Annotated in this window: 2 protein-coding genes; both read left to right on the top strand. The window is 70.7% G+C overall.

Translation table 11 applies throughout. The features are described from left to right. Positions 1-2: 2 nt before the first annotated feature. The gene (locus NA3_RS01585; RefSeq protein ID WP_062961768.1) at positions 3-19,592 is read left to right on the top strand and encodes a WXG100-like domain-containing protein; all 19,590 of its coding nucleotides are present in this window, start codon (positions 3-5) and stop codon (positions 19,590-19,592) included. 100 nt (positions 19,593-19,692) lie between these two features. Then, entirely contained in the window at positions 19,693-21,258 is a 1,566-nt protein-coding gene (locus NA3_RS01580) for a hypothetical protein (RefSeq protein ID WP_227995379.1), read from the top strand. Positions 21,259-21,295 lie beyond the last annotated feature (37 nt).

Genomic DNA, 21,295 nt, shown 5'->3' with positions numbered 1-21,295 from the left:
GCATGATCGAGTTTCCCAGCTGGCTCGAGTGGCTGGGTGCGGCCATCGGGATGGAGTGGCCGCACGGCAACGAAGACGATATGTGGGCGCTGGCCGGCGACTGGCACACCGCCGCCGGCGAACTGCGCGAAATCCTGAGCCTGATGGACGACGCCAAGTCCGCGACGCTGGCCGCGTACCCCTCCGGCGACGGTCAGCAGCAGATGATCGACACGTTCGACAGCATGCGCCACGGCAAGGATTCGCTGGAGGCGCTGGCAGGGTACTTCGATCAGGTCGGGGATTCGGTCTACGGCGGCGGTACGCAGATCGAATACACCAAGCTGATGTTCTATTCGACGCTGGTGATCACCGCCGCCGACATCGCCGCGGTGTGGATCTTCCCGCCGACGGCTCCCGCGGAGGAAGCCGGCATCATCGTCGCGACCCGCGTCGCGGTGCGGATGATGATGCGCCGGGTGCTCGACGCGATGGCCGGGTGGGCGGGCCGGCTGGCCGAAAACGCGTTGGTGCGCTTCATGTTCCGGCATGTGCTGCTGAACGCGGCCCTCGGCGCGATCCAGGATTTCGCGGTGCAGCAGTGGCAGGTGTGGGAGGGGCACCGCAAGAGCATCGACTGGCAGCAGCTCGAGGTCACCACATTCGCCGCGGGTGTCGGTGGCGCCGCCGGTGGCGCCTTCGGTGAGGCGATGGGCAAGAAGTTCGGCAACGCCTTCCGCAACGAGGCCGGCGACGTCACCTCGAAGTGGGGCGTCAATCTGACCCGCGCCGGGATCGGTGCCGGGTCGGGCCTGGTCAACTCGGTAGCGGCCTTCGGCGGCTCGGTCGGCTGGCAGTTCGCCTCCGACCTGGCGCACGGCGATCTGGACACCGCGCTGAAGAACCTGAAGAACACCCACGTCGATTGGCGTATGTTCAGCGCCGGTGCCGTCACGGGCGGGGCGTCGGCGCTGAATCACAATTTCGCGCACAGCCATTTCGAGAACTCGCCGTTCTGGAAGCTGAACGCGCCGCGCGCCGATCTGGGCAATATCGGTGATCTGCACGGCTCCACCCACGACGGCACCGTGCCGAATGTGCATATCGACCCGACGAACGGCATTGCGCCGCACGGTGATTCGACTACCGATGCGGGCGGCGAGCGGGGATCTTCCGGGCCCGTGCGCGGCGGGCCGGTGACCAACGGGCACGTCAGCCACGCGGGCGCGCCGGCGACCACCGCGGGCGCCCACGAACGGCCGGCATCCGATGCCGGTGGTACGACGGAACAGACTGCGCCACAGGATCGTTCGGAGACCGCCGGGAGCGGCCTGTCGACACCGGCGGAGCGTTCGGGGTCCAGTTCGCCGTCCGAATCCGCGTCGTCCAGCGGTTCGATATCCGACTCGTCCCCGACTCCGGCGGCCCGCAACGAGGTGGCCGGCGGCGCTCACGATTCCACGACCACGGACACCACGGCGTCGTCGAGCGGCGGACCGCACGAAACCACTACTCCGGCAACGACATCCGGTTCGGAATCCGCCTCCCATGCGTCGGGCGCCACCTCTGCCACGCGCGAACCCGGCGCGGTGGCCGGTCCTTCCGCTTCGTCCGGACCGGCCGAGTCGGCGAGTTCCGCCGCCGCGTCGGGTCCGGCCGCCTCTTCCGGCCCGAGCGCGTCGTCGAGTCCGAGCGCGTCGTCGGGTTCGAGCGCGTCGTCGGGTTCGAGCGCGGCGTCGGGTTCGAGCGCATCCGCACCCGGAGCGTCGACAGGTTCGAGCGCGACAGCCGGCGCATCGACGGGTTCCACCACCGCATCCGGCGCATCGCCGATCGACGCTCGCGGATCCGCGTCCGGCGGTGCCGAGGCGCCCCGGACCGGTGAGGCGCGCACTCCCGACGCCAGAGCGGGCACCGACGGACGTGCCGCCTCCGATCCCGCCCGCGGTTCCGCCACCGACGCCCGGCCGCAGGGACGCGCCGGTGCCGCCGACGCGTCCGCTGCCCGCCCCGCCGCCGATCCGCGCGTACAGGCCAAGGTCGGCGACTCCGAGGGCCCGCGCGCCGCGAGCCGGATCGGCGCCGGCGAGGGCGAGCGGGTCACCGCCAAACCGGATCGCGCGGATACCGCCCAGCCGCGAGACCGGGGCGACACCGCCCAGCCGCGAGACCGGGGCGACTCCACCCAGCCGCGAGACCGCGCCGGCGCTGGACCACGCACGGACCAGACGCGTGGTTCCGAACCGTCGCGCGGCGCGAACGACCGTCCCGAAACCGCCCGCACGCCATCCAAATCCGATCAACCCGCCGCGCAACGCCCGGACCGAGCCGGGGCCCGCGGCGAGATACGCTCACCCGAACGCGTCTCCACGCCGCTGCGCGATCCGGAAGTGGCCGGGACACCTGATGAGGCGGGAACGCGCGACGAGATCGGTACTCACGACGAGGCCGGAACGCGTGATGAGATCGGAGCTCGTGACGCGGCCGGAACTCGTGACGCGGCCGGGACTCGTGACGCGGCTGGGACTCGTGACGACGCGACGACGGATGGCGACGCCGGAACCCGCGACGAGGCGACCGCGAACGACGAGCCGGGGACCCGTCGTGCCGACGCATCGGACTCCAGCGAATCCGATGCCCCGCAGGCCGATCGGCCCGTCCGCTCCGATGATTCGTCCGAGCAGTCGGCCGATTCCGCGCGCGGAGACGGCCGAGATCTGCGCGATTCGTCCGAGCCTGCGCTGCGGGAACCCGAGCAGCGCGATGCCGATACGTCGACACCGCGCGATCGGGATGAGACGGTCCAACCGGACCCTGAGCGGCGTGACACCGAGACATCAACCCCGCGCGATCCCGACGGCGCCGAGGCTCGGGGAGCCGAACATTCCGGCCCGAGGGATGCCGAGCATGTCGGTTCCCGTGATTCGGACGGTGTTCTCCCGCAAGACGACCGCACTCCCGTGCGCGATTCCGAGAGGGTTGCACCGGGCACCGACGAGTTCGTCACCTCTCGGGACACCGACTCGTCGGTGCCCCGAGATGCCGATGCGGTCGGACCACGCGACGCCGATACGGTCGGACCACGCGACGCCGATTCGGGCGTATCGAACCGCCCGGACGAGCCCGGTGTGCGGCGCGACGCGGCCGACGACGCGGCAGCGGGGACCGCGCGCGACGACACCGGCGATCCGGCTCGAGACCCGTCGCATTCGGACGAGTTCCGACCCGAACATGATGGCGCTCAGGACACATCGAACGCCGAACACGGCGGCCCGCGACGGCGCCCCGCGGCCGACACCAACCACGACGGGACGGTGCGCAAACCGGTCGGCGACGAGTCCGACGACGGCACCCACCGCGACGAGGCGAACGGTGACCGGTCCGAAGACCAGTCGGTGCCGGGCGCCCCGCCCATGCCGGCGCCGGTCGGCGACCACCAGCCGGTGCGTTCCGGGCGGAGCGAGCAGACCGACCACGCCGGTGCGCCGGAAGCGGCGAAACCGGCTACTCCGCGCCCGGAGTCGACCCGCGGCCGCTGTGCGGAGTTGGCGCTGAAGCTGATTCGCGATCTCACCGGCAGCAAGACGATTCGGTTGCCCGAGCGGGCGGTCGGGCCGGAAGGGATGACCGCCGCGGAGGTCCAGGCGGACGCCGGTGGCCGGATGGTGCAGGTCAGCGACCACGACGCGATCGCCCGGCGGCTGGCGCGGATGCGCAAGGGGGCGTCGGCGCTGGTGGTCGACGGCTATCACGCCGGGCCCGGCCGACGAGTCGTCGGTGCGCACGCCTACGTCATGGTCCACGAGGGCGGCGGGCGGATCGTGGTGCGCGATCCGAGTACGGGGGTGGTGACCGACCATCCGGCGAGCGTGCCCCACGACTTGCACGACACCCACATGATCCTGTTCGACCACCGTGGGCGGCCGATCCACGCGCTCACCCGGGAGCACCGGGAAACCCTTGTACGGCAACAGGATCCGACTGCGGTGCGGATTCGGCAAGCGCTCGACGACAACGTCGGCCGGGTGCACGAACTGCTGCTCCGAACACCCACCGGCAGAAGGATTCTCGGCGAACTCACCGATCGCCGCTATCGCGAGCACATCGATCAGGGATCGCACGGGGACGGCAGATACGGGTCGTTCCGGCGCCGCGACATCACCGCCGTCCTGTACGCCGAGGGACGCGGCCAGATCGCTCAGGCACTCACCCTCGCGCACGAGAGTGTGCACGCCGAGCGCTATCTCAACGGTGAATCTCCCGCCGATCGGCCCTTGGAGCTGTCGCGCGACGACTACGTGCGCGAGATGGTGCACGAGGAGGCGATGGCCTCCGGACGCCGGTTCCAGCTGGCGGCGGAATTGCGCGAACTCGGTTACGACATCGCCGAACACCCGGCCGAGGTCGCCTACCGCCATGCCTACGAGCGAGCGCTGCGCGGGCTCGAAGGGCCCGGAGCGCACGAGATCGCGCACGAGGTGGCGGTCGACCATCTGCGCAATTTCCTCGAGCACGTCCCGCCCAACGACAGCGGCAGAACCTACGCCGACTACTACCGTGACATCTGGGATCGCGCCCACGACGGCGCCCGGACTCCGGCCGATCAGAGCATCCGTTACGTGCCCGACGATCCCGTGGCCCGCGATCGCATCCGCTCGGCAGCCCTCGAGCGGCATATCGCCACCGTCCGACTGAACGAGCACGCGCAGGAGCTGGCTCACGTCGCCGACCGGGTGGCCGACCGCATCCCCTACGACCCGACGATGCGCCGAGACATGCTGCAGCACGTGATCTCCGATCAGCTGCGCATTGTCGGGCGCGAGCTGGGGCGCGACGGGCTCCCGCCCGAGCGCCGAGCCGAGTTGCAGCGGCTGGCACACGATCTGCGGCGGATGTCGGACCTCGTCGATCGGCATCACAATGCGCTGGCCGAGGTCGACCGGCTGCGGTCGGCCGCCGCCACGGACGTCGCGCGCCGCCTGCTCGGCGACATGATCGCCGACGCCCCGGGCGCCGAAGTGCTCGGCGATCACTTCGCGGTGATTCCCGGTGAGCCGGAGCAGATCATGGTCGCGGCGGCACCCGGCGACCACGAGCGCGTCATGCGAGCGGCGCCGCCCGAGATCGCGGAACGACTGGCCCGCCCGGGTGTCGAGCCCGAATATCTGGCCGTGGACACCCGCCACAACGGCGAGATCCGCTACGAGCGAGTCGACCAGCCGGGGCCGGCCCGGGACGAACCCGCCGAACCCGTCGAGCCTCAGAACCTCGCGGGCCAAGCCTCCGAGGCGATCGTCGCCGAGCTGGAGCGCACACTGGCGGAGGTGCCGGTGGGCGCCTGGGCGGTCGACACGCTGCGCGCCCACGGCGTGACCATCGAACACGACTCCGGTGGCGGTCATCGGTACGAACCCGCCCGCAACCGGCTCACCCTCGATATCGGCGGCACCGACGGCGAGCAGATGGCCGCGCTGGTCCACGCCGCCATCCACGTCGAGCGGGCGCACGAGCGCAGTACCGCAGACGGTGTGCTCGACCGCGATCGGATGTCGCGCGAGGACTACGTCTCGCACATGCTGGACGAGGAAACCGACGCGCACGCAATGGAATACCACGCACTCGCGCAGCTGCGCGAGGCGGGCCACGACATCGCGACGAGCCCACTGGAGCGGATCTACCGCGACGCGTTCACCGCCGCGCGCGAGCGGGCGGCCGCGCGCGACGACCTGCCGGGCGATGCGGCGGCGCGGGCCGCCGAACTGGACCGGATCGCGAACCGGGCCGGCGTCGACGCCATTCGCCCGGCAATGGGCGATCATGCGCCCGACGGCGGCGCGAGCTACGCGCACGGTTACGGCGAGGCATGGGATTCCGCGCATCCGGGCCGCGAGGATACGACCACCGGGCAGCAGCCTCGCCCACCGGCCGGTCCGCCCGAACCGCGCGAAGGGGCCGAGGCGAGCTATGCCAACCATTACGGCGGCGACTCCAGCTACGGCATCAAGGGATGGGTGACCGAGCACGGAGTGCTGCACGTCGAGGTGCGCGTCGGCCCTGATACGCCGTCCGGACGGGAGATGTTCCGGGATTTGATGAACGAGATCGGCGACCGCGTCAAGGCGATCCAGGCCGAATGGTTCGACGGCGGGGCGCTGACCGACAATCTGGACAGTTTCAACGCGGGAGTGCAGGAGGGGCTCACACCGGAGGAGGCCGCGCGCCGGACCTTCACCGGCACCCTGGCCGAGGACTTGGGCTACACCGAGGTCACCTTCGGCGATCCGGAACTTCCGGGTGACTCCGGACTCGAGGGCAGGCTGGGCGAGAACACCGGTGTCACAGTCGTTTTCCGCCACCCCGACGGATTCGACGCCGCTCCGCACGTGGACAGTCCGGAGTTGCCCGAGGGCGCCGGTGGTGCCGGTCGTCCACCCGGTGAGACGCCGACACCCGGCGCATCCCCGGGCGAGCCGCCGCGGCGGAGCGAGGTCGTCGTGGCCGTCGACGGTGAACAGGTCCGGTTGCGGCTGGTCGCCGATGGCAGCGGCCGGTGGCGGGTCGAATCCGTCGAGCCGGTCGGCGAAGGTGAGCACGCGCCCGGCGGTGAGGTCGAACCGGCGAAGCCGGGGCGGCTGCGTTCGCTGTGGCAGCGGTTCACCGGCGGATACGAGGGGCACTATCCGAAATATCCGTCGGGCAGCGGTCAGGACGGCAAGTACCAGACCGAGATGACCGAGGATTTCGGGCATCTGTTCGACATCCACGCGCTCGAGACCCTCGGCGACCACGACATCAGCATCAATTACGCACGGTTGCTGAAGGAGTCGTTCACGCTCTGGATCAACCGTGAGCACGCGCCGCTGCTGAACCACCTCACCGCGCGCATGGATCTGCAAGCGGGCGACCATATTCCGATGCGCACTCGCGACGGGCGGGAGTACGCGTACTGGAACGAGGACGCGGATCCCGCCGAGGTCGCGGCGATGCACAAGTATCTGCGCGATATCGGTCTCGGTCATCTGGTCGACGACTCACAGCCTCGGGACCTGCCCGGCGCTTCCGCAGCGCATGAAGGTGAAGGGCCGCAGGGCAATCCGGCCGACGAGTTGCGCGCCGCTGCCGATCGCCTGGGCATCGACCTGACCGATATCAGCCCGGAGACGCTGCGTCGCGCACTCGATACCGCCGAATACCAGAATCTGCGCCGGGCCGCCGTCATCGAGGCCCTGCGCGACGCGGCGCATCGCTACAACGCCGAACACGCCGATATCCCGTACCGGCCGCAGTCGATCACGGACCACAATCCGCTCGGCCGGTTCCTCAAGGAAGTGGTCATCGCCCAGGGCGACGATCCCGGCCTGCTGAACTGGCGCGGCGTGAACAACGGCGCAGAGTCCGGCCGCGACTTCGATGTGCTGAACGTCGAAAACCCCGACGAGCGCATCGAATACGACCCGGAGGAGGAGTCGGGCCGTGACCAGGGCCTGCGCACCTACTTCGAGAATGCGCTGCGGCGCGACCAGATTCGCGACGAGCGGGCGACCTGGGCGGATCTGCTCGCCGCCGAACTGTCCCGGCTCGAACCGGATCAACTCGACCGCGCGTTGAACGACCTGCGCGACGGTGTGCACGAACGCGCCGGGGAAATCCGCGATTTCGCAGACCAGGTGGCGCGGTTCCGGGCCCGATTCCCCGCCGGCGATATTCGCGAGCTGCCGCCGGAGCGGCCGGGTGAGCCGGGCCGGTTGGTGGTCCTGGATGTGCACGGCGATCACGAACAGACGCTCGCCGGGGCGCTCGACCGCTATCCGGGGCTCGCCGCCCGCCTCGACAACGGCGAGGTGCGGGCGGAGAAGTGGACCGTCGTCGTCGACGCGAACAACCAGGCGCACGTCCGCCACGTCGGCGATATCGAGGGCCGGGCGATCTCGGTGGACGTCGAGGGCCGGCATCTGGACGGACTGCTGGTCCGCGACGCCGACGGCACCTGGCACGTCACCCAGCCGTCCGCCGCGCCCACCCCGGTCGCGCCGCACGCCCGCACGGCGGAGCACATCCTTTCCGTGCGTGATGATCTCGCGCGCGAGCTCGGTTTGGATCCGGAACAGATCACCCCCGAACTCATCGAACACGAGCTGCGCGCCAACGACCTGCGCGCGCTCCAGATCGAGGCGCTGCTGGACCACGCGCGCAGCAGCGACGCCATCGAGTCCTTCCACGACCTGGCCAATGCGCGCGACCGGCTCGCGCAGACCGCCGGCATCGACGATGCGCAACACGCGACGCCGGAGCGGGTCGCCGAGTCCATCGCCGATCGCGGCACGCGTAACGCGCTGCGCAAACAGCAGGTCGAGCAGCTGGTCAAGTACTACGACAAGCTGGCGAGCTATCTCAAAGGGCGTGGCGAGGATCCGGCGCATCTGGTGGAGGCCCGCGACACCCTCGTGCGCGCGCTGGGCGGCGAACCCGAGGACGTATTCCCGAAGAAGTACTCGAAGGAACTCGAGTATCAGCCCAATCCGCAAGGCATCGATCCCGGCGAGCTGACCTCGCTGATCCGCGGTCGGCTCCGCGACCCCGGCACCCGTGCGGCGCTCACCGACTTCGTCCGTACCCTCGCGGACACGGACCCGTTCACGAACGGTCTGCGTTTCGATCCCGCGACCGATCCGCGGGTGTTCGACGGTGACGTGCCGATGCACGATCCGGAGGCGCTGATCCAGCTGCGGGAGATCATCGGTGACGGGCAGCGGCTGTTCGGCACGCCCGACCCGGACCAGCCGGTCGCCTCCGGATCGCGGCCGAATCGCGATTGGGCCCGGCTGCTCGGCCACGACCTCACCGATGCCACCCCGGAGCAGTATGTGCGGGCCTACGAGGCCTATCGGGACGGCAAGATCGAAAAGCACGAGCGGCTCACCCCGGCACAGCGCGAGCAGGTGCATCGCGAACTGCGTGAGGAGGTGCGGCAGCGGGCCGCCGATCTGAAGGCGCTGGCGGAACTGAACGATCGCTACCACCAGGCGGTCGCCGATCTGCCGGAGAACCGGCAGGCGACCATCGATCGGCTCAGCCGGGAATGGGCGGCGGCCTGGACCGAGCGTGAACGGGCCCGCGGCTATATCGAGGACCATGCCCACGAACTCCGCGTCACGCCGGAGCAGTTGCTGTCCGACGACCTGAAAAACGGCTCGGCCCTGCACGATCTGTTCGGCGAACTGGGGTCGCGCACCGTCCGGGGCGAGAATCTCGCCGACTTCCGGAGGCGGTTCGAGGAGTTCTCGCGCCGGCACGAGGCGCTGTTCGAGGCGACGCGCAGATTCCACGACAACGACGTGCGAGTCGCGGATCTGGACGCCGAACTGCGCGCCGCCGTGGAACGCGATGTGGAGTTGTCCGAAGGCGACGAGGGCGACGGTAGCGCGGCCGCCGCCCCGCCGCAGGGACCGCCGTCGAAGCCGCCCAGCTCACCGGGGGAGGGTGCGCAACCGCCGGAGCCCGAAGGTGGGGACTCCGACGGTGCCGGGCCGCACCGGAGCGACAACGGTGCAGCCCCAGCCGATTCCGCACCTCCGCGCGTCGAATCCCCTACCGAATGGGGCATGCGGATGCGCGCGGAGAACGCGAGCTGGGACGCGCGCATGGCGGCCCGGCATGCCGTCCGCATGCGCGAACTCGCCGACGAGATGGCCGTCCGCGATCCGGACGGTCCCGAAGGTCCCCGGTCCTGGGCCGCCCGGATGCGCGCCGACCAAGCGGAATGGGAGGCCCGGCAAGCCGCCCAGCACGCCGACTGGTTGTGGGAGATCGCCGGGGACCACCGCGGGCCCGAGGCCGGTGAGCCCGCGCCGAACACCAGCGACGACGCGGGCGTGAAACCGGAAACCCCTGCGTCCGAACCGAAGACGCACCCGGACGTTCCTCCGGAATTGCGGGATGCGGTGGACCGTGCGGTGGCGGACTTCCCTGAGGTATTCGATCGTCCCCGCACGTTGACCGAACTCCACGAGCAGTTGCGTGAGGGCACGTCGTTCGACGATCTGCTGGCGATCCGGGAACTGACCCATCTGCACAACGGGACCGAGCCGCCCGCGCTGTCACGGGAAAATCTGGAGTCGTTCCTGCGCGAGATCTGGGACGACCGCGCCGAGATCGACAACTACCTCGACGTCTACAGCCGATACGCCGAGCGTGCCGGCGACGTGACGGTCGAGAATCCGCAGGGATTCGTGCGCGGGCTGCTCAGGATTCTCTCGGAACGTGAGGGCGTCGGCCGGGTGGCCGTCAATCAGGCTCGCGGCTTCCTGATGGCCGGTGACACCGAGCCGGCGCCCGATCAGGTCGGGTTCGTTCACTACCGGCGTGTGGGTTCCGACGGCGAGCACAACTTCCGCGTGTACGTCGACGCCAACAACGATGCGGCGCCGGAACTGATGCGTCGGATCGTGCACGAGATCATCGACGATCCGGAGAACTTCCCCGGTGTCCCGGTCGCCAAGATCGGCGGCCCGTTGGAACCCCGGGCCGACGGATTGGTGATCTACGTCCAGGATCGCGCTGCGGCGCGCCGGGTGGTCGACTGGCTGCGCGAATTCCAGGCCGCACACCCGGATGTCATCGGCTGGGATGTTCCGGCGATGACGCGGCAGGTGCTGCCGGGTGTGGGCATCGGCGCGGATCCGCCGGGCGAGCTGCGGCGCAACCACAGTTTCGGATCGCTGCGAAGCATTCTCATCCGCGAAGCCCTCGATGCCCACCGGACGGGGACATTCGAGGACTTCCGTGCCGAGGTGCTGGACCGCTTCCGCGCACGCGGCATCGATATCGACCGTCCGCATATCCACGCCGGCGACGAATCCGGCGAAACGCTGCTCGACCCGCCCGCGCGAAACGCCGAGCATGCCGCACCCGAGGCCGGAGCGCCGAAACAGAGTGGCGCGCCGGATATCCGGGAATCGCGCCAGGAGAGCCCGCCGGACGCCGAGTCGAATCGCGACAGCGCGCCGGTCGCCGCTGTCCCGAAGCAGGAGGACGCACCGGGGGCCGGGAAGCCGAACGACGCCGCAGCGGCATCTGCGGATAAGGCCCGGGAGCCGGAGAACGGAGTCGACGAGCCGCAGCCGGGTGCCGAGGTGGCGAAGCAGGACCCGGCCGCGACCGAGCCACCCGAATCGGAACGGCAGCCCGAAGGTGCGGAACAGCGGGCGTCGAGAGTCGAAGGCGCCCAACCCGACCCGATCGACGCCGCGCTCGCGAAGCAGGACGCCGCACACGGCGAATTGCGCCGGATCGCACGAGAACTCGGCCTTCCCGACCGCGGCAACGCGCGTGAGCTGGAGGCCGCGATCCTGCGCCGGATCGAGGACGAGTCGGCCGAACATCAGGCCACCATCGCCCGGAACGATCTGCGTCCGGACCAGTGGGCGGCAGCCCGCGACCGCGCCCAGCAGCGGCTGAACGAGCTGTACGGCCTGCGCCGCGAGATGATGCGCGCCGCCCGGGACTACCAAGCCGCCCGGATCGAGGAACGGCAGCTTCGGGCCGCGAATCCCCAGAGCCCGCCGGATCCCGCCGCGAAGTCCGCAGAACCCGCTCCGCAGGCCGAGCCGGAACCCGGCGCGCGGCCCGCACCCGATGCGGCCGGTGGTGGGACCGATGGTGGCGCCGGTGGTAAACCTCCGACGAGTGGAGGATCGGACGACAGCGTCCGGCCGCAAGGTGACGATGGGTCCGAAAACGCACCAGGACAACAGGATTCGAGCACCCTGCCCGTCCCGCCTCAGCCCGAGCCGCCCGAGCCGCCCGGTGGCGAACGGCCCGCGCGCGAGGCGTGGCATCAGGACGGCCCGCAGCGGGAGCATCGTCCGGTGACGCGTGCCTTGCGCAAGGCGCTGCGGGAGCTGGCGGATGCCGGCACCACGCGCGTTCGCGCCTGGACACGCATGACCGCGCGCGCTCACGATCTCGGTCTGCGGCCGGACGAGATACGGCGCGAGATTCTGCGCGAGACGATCGCTCGCACGGCCGATGCTGCCGGCACCACCCCCGCGGCGCGAGGCGAATTGCGTGATCTGCTCGGCGATCTCGACCGCGGCGCACCCCGGCTGGAGGTCGACCGGCGCGCCGCGCGCCTGGGCGTGCCGCTGCCGTCCGACCATCAGGTCGCCGACGCGATCCGCGACAGGTTGGCACCGCCGGCCCAGCGGCGTGCCGAACTGTCCATCGAACTCGGCGATCGCCGCACCGTCGATCCCCATCGGCTGGAGCGGCTCGCCCGCGAATTCGGCGTCGATCCGGAGGGACTGTCGCGATCCGACCTGCAACGCGCGGTCCGGGACGCGGTGAACGACCATCGCGACACCATCTCCGAGCGGCAGCGGCGCGCGACCGTCGAATCGGTGGACCGGTATCGCACGGCGGCGGCGAACGAATCCGCCCGCAGGGCCGCCGCCCAGCATGCCGCCGAACGCGAAATGCTGCAGCTGCGAGCCGGTTTCGACGATCGCGGCCCGCGGATCTCCGGAGTCTCCTACCGGCGCTTCCGGTTCGACGCCCCCAACCACATACGGGTGGACGGCGCCCCCGGCGAGCGCGGCCGGTGGGTCGGAGTCGGCGCGAGCCACGATCCGGAGCTCCGGTTGCCGGCGCGAGATCGCGTGCGGCATGCGGCCGAGGGGTTCGACGCCGTCTACTACCGGCTCGAGCTGGATCACAACGGCCGGATCTGGGTGAGCGAGCACCATCCGGCATCGACGGAACCCGTTGCGGCGCGGCCGGAAACGGCGCGTCGGCCCGGTGACTGGATCCCCGGCGGTGACGAGCACGACCACGAGCCGGGTACCCGGGCGCTCCGCCGGCAGCTGCGCGATCTCGGCGCGGAGCTGGGTCGCCGAAACGATCAGGTGGACAAGAACTTCGCCAAGATCGTCCAGCTCGCCGAACATCTGGGTATCGACGACGCCTGGCGGATGCGGCCGCGCGAGCTGGCCGGTGCGGTGCGCGATCTGATCGCGCAGCGTCGGGCCCGGGCCGACGAACTGTGGAATCGCGCGGACATCCCCCGGGCCGATCTGCGGAAGTTCTTCGAGGACCGCCGCGCGGAGGAAGCGCGGGCCGAGGAGACCGAATCGCTCGGTAAGGCCCTGCTGGGGCTGTTGCGGGTGCACGATCAGACGTTGGTGGCCGCGCGTGACCGCGTGGCGGCCGATGCCGCGCTACTCGCCGCCCGCGACGTCCTGGCCGGTTACGACGGCCTGCCGCTGGACGCCGACGGGCGCCCCGTGGATCCGGCGAATCCGAAACGGGAAGTGGCGCGGCTGGTTCCGGGCCGTGACGGCACACCGGACCGGCTCGTGGTGGTGGCGCCGGGAGCGAATCCGGATCATGTGCTGGATCCCGCTGTCCGCCGCGCCCTGCTCGGTGACGACGGCGAATTCGTGTTCCAGCAGGTGCGCGTGGACGCCGACGGGCACGTCCGGCTCAGCGACATGCACCGGCCGCCGGCCGGACTCGACACACCCGCGCACCGTCCGGCCGAACTCGAGCAGCCGCGTCGTGCCGGGACCGTGCCGCGTTCACCGGATTCTGCCGAGCCGCGGGCGGAAGACGGGCCCCAGCCGGCGGGCGACCGGCCCGAGCCGGTGGCCGACCCGCAGGCCGCACTCGACGCCAAGGTGCTCGAACGTGCCCATGTGGCAGCCGATCTCGAGTTCTGGCGCAGCAAGGTCGACCATCGTGCCGACCCGTTCGGCGATGTGGATCTGAGCCGCAACCGCTGGTCGGAAACCTTGCGTCAGTTGCGCGGGGACACCGGGCGTTACGTCAGCGACAGCGCGGGCCCGGACAGTCCCGACGTCGCGCGGCACGAGCAGCTCAACCCGGAGCAGGAGCGGGAACAGACCGACCACGTCGACAAACTGGCCGAGGCGCTGGACCGGCTGTTCCATTTCGAGGACCGGCTCGACGCCATCGACCGCGAGATCCACGATCTGGAACAACAGGGCGCCCGGCACGACGCGTCGCAGGCCGAAGCGGTCCGCGACGAACTGGGCCGGGTCGCCGACGAGCACCGGGCCGCCGTCCAGCGTGCGAAACCGTTGCGGCGCATCAGGGATGAGCTGTCCCGGCTCCTCGACGATCCCGCGCAGCGCACTCCCGAGAACCTGCGCCGGCTCGCCGATGCCGAGGAAGCGGTGGAGCACGCCGAACACGAGATCGACCGCTTCAACGACGAGCGGGTCGCTCTCACGGGTGCGTGGCCCGATGCCGTCGCCGATCACTGGCGGGCCGCGGTGGGCACCGACGAGACGCCGGCATTGCGGCGGATCAGCGAGAACGTGTGGGTGGACCACGGTCGCGCACCCGACGAGGACGGAACCGGCGGCCGCCCGGCCCGCTTCATCGTCGTCGCCGGTCGGGCCGCATTCGACCATCCGGACGTGCCGGTCCACGCCGACGATCCGGCCGGGCCACGACGACCGGCCGACGATCGGTTCGACGCGCCGCTGCTGGACGCGCTGGCACGGCATCCCGAACTGGCTCCGCTGCTGAAGGATCCGGCCACCACCGTCGATCGGCTGGCGGTCACCGGCGAGCTGGCCGGCGGTGATCGTGACGGCGCCGGTCAGATTCGCGCGCGCATCGAGACCATGGCGCCGGTGGAGATCGAGCGCACGGGCCTGCCCGCGCACGGCCGCCTGGGTGAAGACGCGCTGCCGTTCGCGGGCGACACGATGGTGCGCTGGCGCGGTGCGGACGGACGGTGGCACGACACCAGGGAGGGCCAGGCCCGCGGTTTCCGCGCCTACCAGCCGGAACTGCCACGCGGCACGAAACTGGACAAATACTGGCAGAAGGAGGTCGACGGCTGGCGGCTGCCGCCCAAGGGGTGGGCGGCGTTCGGCGGTACCGACAACTCGCACATCCCGTACCGGCAGCGTGAGGAGAAGATGCCGGACGGGTTCAGCGGCACACTCGGCGCCGAACCGTTCCAGAACATGGTGGAGCCGTTGGTACTTCGGCTCCTGACCGATCACTGGCCGGAGCTGAGCTACGAGCAGATCCTGACGCTGAGCGAAGCCGGTCGCGCCGAACTATGGTGGCATCAGGGACCGGGGCCGAAGCCGGAGCCGCCGCCGGGCTGGGACGAGGAAGCCCATCACGGCATGCCGCTCGACGGCGCGCTGTACACCATCGGGAAGCGGTGGGTGCAGCTCTACGACATGGCGCGCAAGCATCCGTGGGTGCTGGGGCCGCTGCAGCGCCGCCCGGAGATCGGGGAGTGGGTGCGCGGGCACACCACCTGGCTGCCCGACGGCGCCTTCGATCCGGATCATCCGGTGCTGCGCAAAATTCCGATCGTGCGCTCGTTCCGCGGTTGGAAGGGCTGGCGCGCCGGGCCGCGGATCGATCTGCAACCGCCGCATCGACCGTGGTCCGCCGCCGATCACGTGCCGCCGCGTGACCGCGTGGAGTGGTCCACGCCGCGCCAGAACCGTGATGTCGCGCGCTGGAATGCGGTGCAGCGCTGGGCGGATCGCGTGATCGGCGAATTCGCCGACGATGCCGGCAATGCCGATGTGCACCGGATCGTCGACCTGCTGACCCGGGCCCGCGACCCGCTGCTGGACCCCGCCGATCCCGGCGGCGCCCGGCTGGAGGCGCTGAACCTGGCGCGGCATCCGGACGGCACTCCGCTCACCCGCGCGGAGCTGACCGAGCGCATCCAGCTGGTCAAGGACCACCTCATGCGCAACGAGATGTGGGTGCGCGACCACGCCGACCCGACCGGCCGGATGGTCAAGAAGACCTACGACCGGCTTCCCCATGTGGCCGACGCCTGGCTGCGGCTCACCGGCGAGGGCGACGGCGACGGCCGGACCACGCCGTACAACGAAGATCTGCTGCTGCTCGACGACGCCTATGTCGAAGCCAGATACCTCGCCGACCACGACGACGCCACCTGGCACGACGCCGACCTGGAAGCGGCCCGGTACGGCTACGACTGGGACACCAACCGGCGCCGCCTGAGCGGACATCTCGTAATCCGTGACGGGGTGCCCGTCCATCCGGACGAATTGCCGCCCGATGCGCCCGAGCACGACGGCGACAAGACACTGCGGATGTCGCGGATTCCGTATGCGGTCGATGCGCCCGCACCCGACCCCTCGTGGCTCTCGCCGCGCGAACGCCGCGCCGCCGAGATCCTCGCCGAAGCCGGTGCGCGGCAACGCTTCCCGGGATTGCCCCGCAACCCGGTCGAGGCCTTGAAGGAATTGGCGGCGCGAGAGGCGGGACCGCTGCGCGCCCTGCCCGCCCCCGGTGCGCGCGACCCGCTGCTGGATCTGCTGCTGCGTGCGGGCCGCGTGGAGCAGCTCGCCGACGCCGACCCGGGCGAGCGCTTCGTCTGGGCGGAACGCCTCGGCGAACCCGAAGCCGCCGTGGAGTCGAAGCAACTGCCCGACACCCTGCGCCGGCTGCGCGGCGATCTCACCCGCCGCCTGGACGACCTCGGCGCCGGTCCCGATGAGCCGAATCGCACCCGGCCCGCTCTCGGCGACGGTGCGGGCGAGAGAGGCACGGACGCTCCCGGCGCCGACGAGCGCGGCGTGAATGGGCGTAGCCCGGACGAGTCCGGTGCGGACGGGCGTGGCACCGGTGAATCGGACGAGGGGGATACGGGCGCGAGCGGTGCGAAACCGGATCGCCCGGATCGCCCCGGTTCGGATTCCGGTGGTGCGGTGGCACCGCGCGCGGACGAGACACGGGCATCCGGTGACGGCCCGCTGCGGCAGTCGGGGCCGATGCGACCACACGAATTGTCTTCGAGCCGGCCGGAAGTCGAGCGTCTGGCGACCGAACGGGCGCGCCTCAGCGACGAACTGGCCCGGTTACGCGCCGAACGGGACGCCGCCACCGGCAGCGAACGGGAACGCGCGGCACGAGCCTACGAGGAGGTGCGTGCCCGGGTCTTCGCCCTCACCGAGCGGATCACCGATGCGGCCGGACCCGATTTCCTCGCGGCGCAGGGAGCGCGGCCGGTGACGAACCGCGTCGGAATCATCGAGGGCGACCATCCGACCGTGATCGTGGTCGGCCTACGCTCCGACGGTTCCGGTGGTTCTCCGCACCGTGCCGAACTCGATGCCGCCGCCGACGCCCACCCGGAACTGGCACAGGCTCTGACCCACCCCGACGTCGAGATCCGCTACATCCGCCTGACCGTGGATTCCCAGGGCCGCGCCCACGTCGCCCCCTTGGAAGCGCCGACCCGGCCCCCGCGTCCGGACTCGGAAGCCACACCGCGCGTGGCGGATCCGAATCCCGTCCCCAATCCACCCACGCCAGAGGAGCCCGGCACCGCCCCGCAGCGAGAGGCCCGCAACCAGCAGGCACCCGCCGCCGATTCTCCGCCCGGAGAAGCAAGGGCCGAGCAGGCCGGCGCCGCGAAAAATGCGCGCAGCCAAGCTGATACGCCGAACCTCGCTGTCGCCGGCGAGCGTCCGGTGGTGCCGGTGCGCACCGGCGATCCATCGGAAGGCGAAGGCGGAGGCGCGAATACGAATCGAAACTCGTCCCGCGACGCCGATGCCGGGGAATCCGAAGGGAAGGGAGATCCCGAAGAGGAGCGGGCGGAGGAACCGCGGAACACACAAACGCGCGGGGGCGGTCGGCGTGGGTCCGGCTCGGACGGAGACGGACCGGACTCGGAGTCCGGAGACAGCGGTAGTCGCGCGGGTACCGGTCGGCCGGCGGGGCAGCAACCCCCGGACGGCGGTGCTCCCGATCGCCCGGGCGGCCCGACCCCGCGTGCTCGCGATCCGCGCAAGCCGTACATCACGCCGGTCCCGCACGTCCCGCACAACGCCGAATTCGACTGGCCGGATTACACACCGAAGCGCATCGACGTCAACCTCCCGCCCGCGCCGATCCCCACCCAGCCGCCGCATCAGCCCCCGCCGCATCAGCCGACGCCACCTCATCAGCCGCCGCGGGAACCCGGCCCGGCCCAACCCGGCGTAGGCCATCACAACCCCGGCGGTGGCCATCACGACCCTCACGGTCACGACCACGATCACCATGGTGATCCCAGTGGGCACGGCCACGGGCATGATCACGCCGACAACGACCACCACGGCGACCACAACGGGCACGGTCACGGCGACCACGGCCATGATCATCACGGTCACGGCCATCACGACCACGACGGTCGCGGGCATGGCCATCACGACCACGACCATCACGGGCATGGCCATCACGGTCACCGTCACCAGGGCCACGATCACGGTGGTCCGCAGCACCATGGCCCCGGCCATGACGGCGGGCGTCACGAGGATCACGACCACGTCGAGCGTCCCGGCCCTGGCGATGGCAGTCCGTGGCACGACCGCCATGACCCGGATCGTGTGGGTGACAAGGGCGACCATCGTGATCCGCGGCACCACGGCCACGGTGGACGGGCTGGCTACGGGCTGCCCGGCAGTGGTTACGACGGTTCGCACGTCCGGCCCGAGGGACACGACCGCGGGCCCGATGCCGTCCAGGGCTCCTCGAATCCGGATGCGCCGCGAATTCCGAGTCCGGTGCCGCACGCTCACTCGAATATCCCCGTGCCGCCGTGGCTTTCGGATTCGGGGGACCGGCTCGGCGACGAGAATCCGCGACAGTCCCTGTCGCGCGCGGGGAGCGACCAGGGCGTGAAAGCCGCCGGAACCGCTCCCAACCCGTTCGGTGCGCCGGTGGGCGCGGCGCAACAGCCTGCCGAATCGGCTTTCCCGCAACAGGTTCCGCCGCACCAAGACCTCGGCTCGAATGCGCCTGCCGGCCATTCACCTGCGGCGACCCCTCTGAATCCCGTCGGCCAGGGGCATGGCGGCGCCGATCGGCACGGCACCGGGAACAGTGACGGCATGGGATACGACCCGGTATCCGAGCACGGAAACAGTGACGGCACCGGGTACGACCCGCGATCCGTGATCGGACACGACCACGATCGTCGTTTCTCGGTCGATCGCCCGTTCTCCCTCGGCGATCCCGCTGCAGGCCAGGCGGGACACTTCGGGGCACAACAAGTTCCGGCCATCCAACCGCAGGACAACCTCCCGCAGAACGGCTTCCCGCCGTTCGCCCCACCGATGCCGAACGGCGGGCCCCCGGCCTCCACCTCCACTCCGCGCCACCCCGCGCATCCGAATGGTTTACCGGCTCCCGCACGGCCTCGCATCCTGGTGCAGGAGTTCAGCGGTCACCGATGTGCGGAGGTCGATCCGCTCACCGGTTCGCTGCACGAGGCGGCCGAGCCGATGGGCCCGTTCAGCGGGGTGTACGGCGATCTGGACGGTGTGGAGTTCGTCTTCTTCCGCACCGACGATCGGCTCTTCCTGCGCGTGGCCGGCCGGTTGATCGATGCCGACGATCTGGCGGTCGTCGTGCACTGGCAGCGGGCGGGCCGCCGGCATACCGAGTTCACCGTGACCCGGGCGGGACTGACGGTGTGCACCGTGCGGTATCGCCAGCGCAAACCGGAACTCGACCTCGGTTTGTGGATCCGCGATGTGCTCGACAATCCGGCCCGCCGTACGCAGATCTTCGCCGAAGTCCGGGGTGTGTGGTGAAAAGCGCAGCACCGCACACTGTTACCGACCATCGCACCGATGAGGATGTCCGCACCCGGCCGCGCCGGACGGTGGACGCGAACGAGGAGAACACCGCGACGTGACCCGCCCCGACGACCACGACCCGGTCCCGCAGCCGGAATCCGACCCGGCCGCCACTACGGACACCGCACGCGCCGACCGGCCTTCGCACGACAACGCCGCCGAGGACGAGCCGGACGTCGGCTTCACCCTGGGCGGCGGGGTCCCCGAATCCCTCGCGACGGCAGTGGATCCGGAGGCTCGTGCCAGGGAACTGGCGCACCGGATCGCGCGCGAATTGGCGGCGGTCGCGCCCGAGGGGTGGCACGAGCTGACCGCCGTCTTCGCCCTGACGGTGGTGGTCGGCGGTGGTGAGGTCGTCTTCACCGACGATCAGGACCGCGTGCTGCGCGCCGATCCGCCCGAGTCGGTCCTGGAGTTGGTGCGTGAGCACCGCGACCTGTCCGCCGCCTTCGACAGCGGCCCGTGGTGGCGCCTGTTCGTCCGGTTGGACCGGGAGGGACATCTGCAGGTCGACTACGACTACGGCGACGAACCGTTCCCCGACGATCAGCTGCTGGCGCCGGAGGCGTATCTGGCCGATCTGCAGGCATATCCGCGCGATCGGGTGCCGGTCTGGCTGGGCGCCTACATCGGGCACGGTGACCGGCAGTCCCGCCCACCGGCCGTCGCGGCCCGGCAGGCGCGCGCCGATCGAGCCGAGGGGGTGGTTCCTGTGGTGTCGGACGACGACTTTCCCGATCTACCCACGCTGTGGAGCCGGTGGGCGGTGATGGCGGCCGCCTTCGTCGCCGCCGGATCGCAGTGGGGTCCGCGCGTATTGCCCTCGCTGGGCTGGTTCGAGGGCGCGCGGCGCGGCGGCAGCACGCTGTATCTGCTGCCGGGTGGCCGTGCCGTGCTCTCCGGTGGGGTGTGGGAGGCGCCGGCGCTCGATGCCGCCTACAACGGCGGTGCCCCGCTGCCGCGGCTGTATGCCGGCGCACCGGAATGGGTATCGAATTCGGTGCTGAACCCGCGCTTCGGCGACGGGTTGCTGTCGTTCTGCTACTGGTGGGAGGACGGGCGGTGGTATCGCGGTGAGTCACCCTCGGCCGATCATCTCAGCGACGCGCTACCGGGCGTGTGGACCTCGGCCACCGTGGCGCAGGTGATCCGCGGCCTGATCGACGGCGACGACGACGTGCACTCGGCGGTGGACACTCTGGTCGCCGCGGCCGAGGCGAATGTGGTCACCCGTGAAACGCTGGTCGCCGTCTTCGGTGACGACGGCGGCTTCGATGTCGACGGCGCATTCAACCAGCTCACCCTGGCCGGTGCGACGCCGACGGGCCCGGCGCCGCTGCCTCGGCCCGAGGCGCTCGACCGGGTGCGTGGTCATATCGGCGAGGCCGGGATCGACACCGGCGGATATCCGCTGGATCGACTGCACGCCGACCGGCTCTCGGTGGGCTGGATGGTGTATGTGCCCGCCGAACCCGACGACGTGGCGATCGGCCGGGCCGTGTTCTACGTCGCCGACGACGGTGTGCTGGAACAATCCTCGTCTTCGGTCGCGCCGTCGCTGTATGTCGAAGGTTTCGAACAGCGGTTCCGGGAGCGGCGCGGCGCGTTGCGGGCCGGGTGACACTCGCCGCCGGTGTTTCACCCCGCGTTCAACCGCC

Source organism: Nocardia africana NBRC 100379 (assembly GCF_001612635.1).
Classification (GTDB): domain Bacteria; phylum Actinomycetota; class Actinomycetes; order Mycobacteriales; family Mycobacteriaceae; genus Nocardia; species Nocardia africana.
The sequence above is the reverse complement of the archived record's forward strand: the minus strand, read 5'-3'. Positions and strand labels throughout refer to the sequence as shown.

Excerpts from the sequence above, each read along its gene's own strand:
- NA3_RS01585 (WP_062961768.1), top strand. The coding sequence starts at position 3 with ATGATCGAGTTTCCCAGCTGGCTCGAGTGGCTGGGTGCGGCCATCGGG.